At 50.4% G+C, this 2,338-nt stretch carries 2 protein-coding genes; one reads left to right on the top strand and one right to left on the bottom strand.

Annotated features, from left to right (window positions below):
- The first annotated feature begins 162 nt into the window (after positions 1–162).
- The gene (locus tag B7G66_RS03910; RefSeq protein WP_003621306.1) at positions 163–1,254 is read left to right on the top strand and encodes an NAD(P)H-dependent flavin oxidoreductase; all 1,092 of its coding nucleotides are present in this window, start codon (positions 163–165) and stop codon (positions 1,252–1,254) included.
- Between the two features lie 33 nt (positions 1,255–1,287).
- Here the strand turns inward: B7G66_RS03910 and B7G66_RS03905 are convergent, their stop codons facing one another.
- Positions 1,288–2,175: a LysR family transcriptional regulator gene (locus B7G66_RS03905; RefSeq protein ID WP_040510978.1), complete on the bottom strand. Its 888-nt coding sequence runs from the start codon at positions 2,173–2,175 to the stop codon at positions 1,288–1,290.
- Positions 2,176–2,338: the final 163 nt, after the last annotated feature.

The following is a 2,338-nucleotide window of genomic DNA, read 5'->3' as shown; positions in this document are numbered from 1 at the left end:
AATTCGCCTCAATCATCATCCTGCTTAACTGACGACACGCCGTACAATATCGTGGAATTTATATCTGATCGAATTCTGGTTTCATGATGTTTGGTATCATAAAAAATAATGCATTATTCCGCTCATGATTGCCTATCATGATGGCGAAAAAGTTTTGCGATAATGCGGGTGCATCCCATGACAGGAATAAAAAGACAGGAACTCCTGACGGCGATCGGTATCCGGTTGCCGATTTTCCAGGCACCTATGGCGGGTGTTTCTTCCCCCGCACTGGCGGCTGCCGTATCCGGGGCCGGGGGATTGGGTGCCCTGGGATTGGGGGCATCGAATGTCGAAGTGGCAGCGCATATGATCTCTGAATTAAAGGAACGTACCAACTGTCCGTTTAATTTAAATGTTTTCTGCCATCAGCCATCGACCCGATCTTTGGAGGTCGAAGAAAAATGGATCGAACGCTTCCAGGAACATTTTATGATGGAGGGCGGTACGTCACCTTCCATGTTACGGGAGATTTATCGAAGTTTCGTTGCCAATGAAGAAATGATGCGACTTCTTCTGGCTGTACGGCCCAGGGTTGTCAGCTTCCATTTTGGCTTGCCTGCAGTGGATGTGATTCAGGCCCTGCGCGCTGCCGGGATTATATTGCTCTGTTCCGTGACGGATCTTGCCGAAGCACAGACTGCCGTGGCGGCGGGTGTGCATGCCCTGATTGCACAGGGTTACGAGGCTGGTGGACATCGCGGAATTTTTGATCCCTCACACCCTGATGATCAACTGACTACAGCAGCCCTAACCCAAATTCTCACCCGGTCTCTTGATGTTCCTGTTATCGCGGCAGGCGGGATCATGAATGGGGAAGGAATCGCTGCGATTATGAAACTGGGGGCGGCGGCTGCCCAACTGGGAACAGCTTTTATCGCCTGTGATGAATCGCTGGCTGATGATGCTTATCGTGCCGCGCTGGTCGGTAATGCAGGGTATCATACGGTGATGACATCGGTTATTTCCGGTCGCCCCGCACGTTGTCTGGCAAATCGTTATACTGAGGTCGGCCGCACAATCCATATTGATGAAGTGCCGGCATATCCTGTGGCGTACGACCTTGCAAAGGCGCTTAACGCGGCGGCGAAGCGGAATAACCGGACAGATTATGGGGCGCAATGGGCCGGACAGGGGGCACCGTTGGCCCGCCGCATGCCTGCGGGTGAGTTGATGCGTACCCTTGTCAACGAACTGGAACTGGCCACTGGTTAAAAGCCAATTATTTATCAAGAGGAATGAAAAAAATCACCCATCATTGGAACGTAGGTGATTGGCGTCCTGAACATGGTCGATGAACCGGGACAAGGCATTTGATATATAGGTACTGGTACGGCGAATGAAAACCGTTTCCACGGATGCCATACTGGCAGGAAGGCTATGTGCCGTCAGCATCCATCGTGCGGTGATCATGGGCAGCATTGATCGGGGCACGATACTTATGCCAAGACCCGCAGCCACACAGCTGAAAATAGCTTCAAAGGTTCCGAACTCATTTATTCTTGCGATGGAAATTCCCTTATTTATTAAAATATCTTCCAGTTTTTGGCGATAGGAACATCCCAGACGCAGCACGAAAATGGATGTTTCGCCCAATGCGACGATTTGCGCCAGATCCTTGATGTGCGGGCCGCTCAAAAGAACCAGTTCTTCCGCATGGATCCGTTCGGTGTGCAGGCGGGGATGGGCGATCGGGCCACAGACGAACGCACCATCCAGTTTCTGTTCCAGCACATCCCGGGTCAGTTCCGTCGTCGTGCCGGTGCGGAGTGCCAGATCCACTTTGGGAAAATCTTTGGCATAGTTACTGAGGATATCAGGAAGGTAGAGTGCCGTGGTGGTTTCCATTGCACCAATGATAAGCTTGCCCTGGGGCGTACCATCATCATGTACGACGGTCCGGATGCTCCCAAGCAGGGTATTAACCTGTTCCGCAATGGGTATCAGCTTGCGGCCTGCTGATGTCAGTTCCACGCCACGTGTGTGGCGGGTGAACAGTTGCACACCCAGTTCGACTTCCAGCCGCTGAATCCGTGATGTAACGTTTGATTGAACGGTATTGAGCTGCTCTGCTGCCTTTCCAATGCCACCTGTTGTGGCAACAGCCATAAAGAATTGAAGATCGCCGCTATTCACGTCATCTCTCCCGCAGATGTTTAATATCTGAACATCAGCATGTTTTTTTATCAATTCATCTTATATAGAGATTCCTGGAATATATAGGGATTATCTAAAAGATTGTTTGAAAACAAATAATTGATAAAAACAGGAAAAGTTTTTGGGTGCCGCCTTTTTTCAA

This window comes from Novacetimonas hansenii JCM 7643 (assembly GCF_000964405.1).
Lineage (GTDB): Bacteria > Pseudomonadota > Alphaproteobacteria > Acetobacterales > Acetobacteraceae > Novacetimonas > Novacetimonas hansenii.
The sequence above is the reverse complement of the archived record's forward strand: the minus strand, read 5'-3'. Positions and strand labels throughout refer to the sequence as shown.

What these genes read in the sequence shown, in the direction of transcription:
- B7G66_RS03910 (WP_003621306.1), top strand. Translation starts at nt 163, where the DNA reads ATGCGGGTGCATCCCATGACAGGAATAAAAAGACAGGAACTCCTGACG.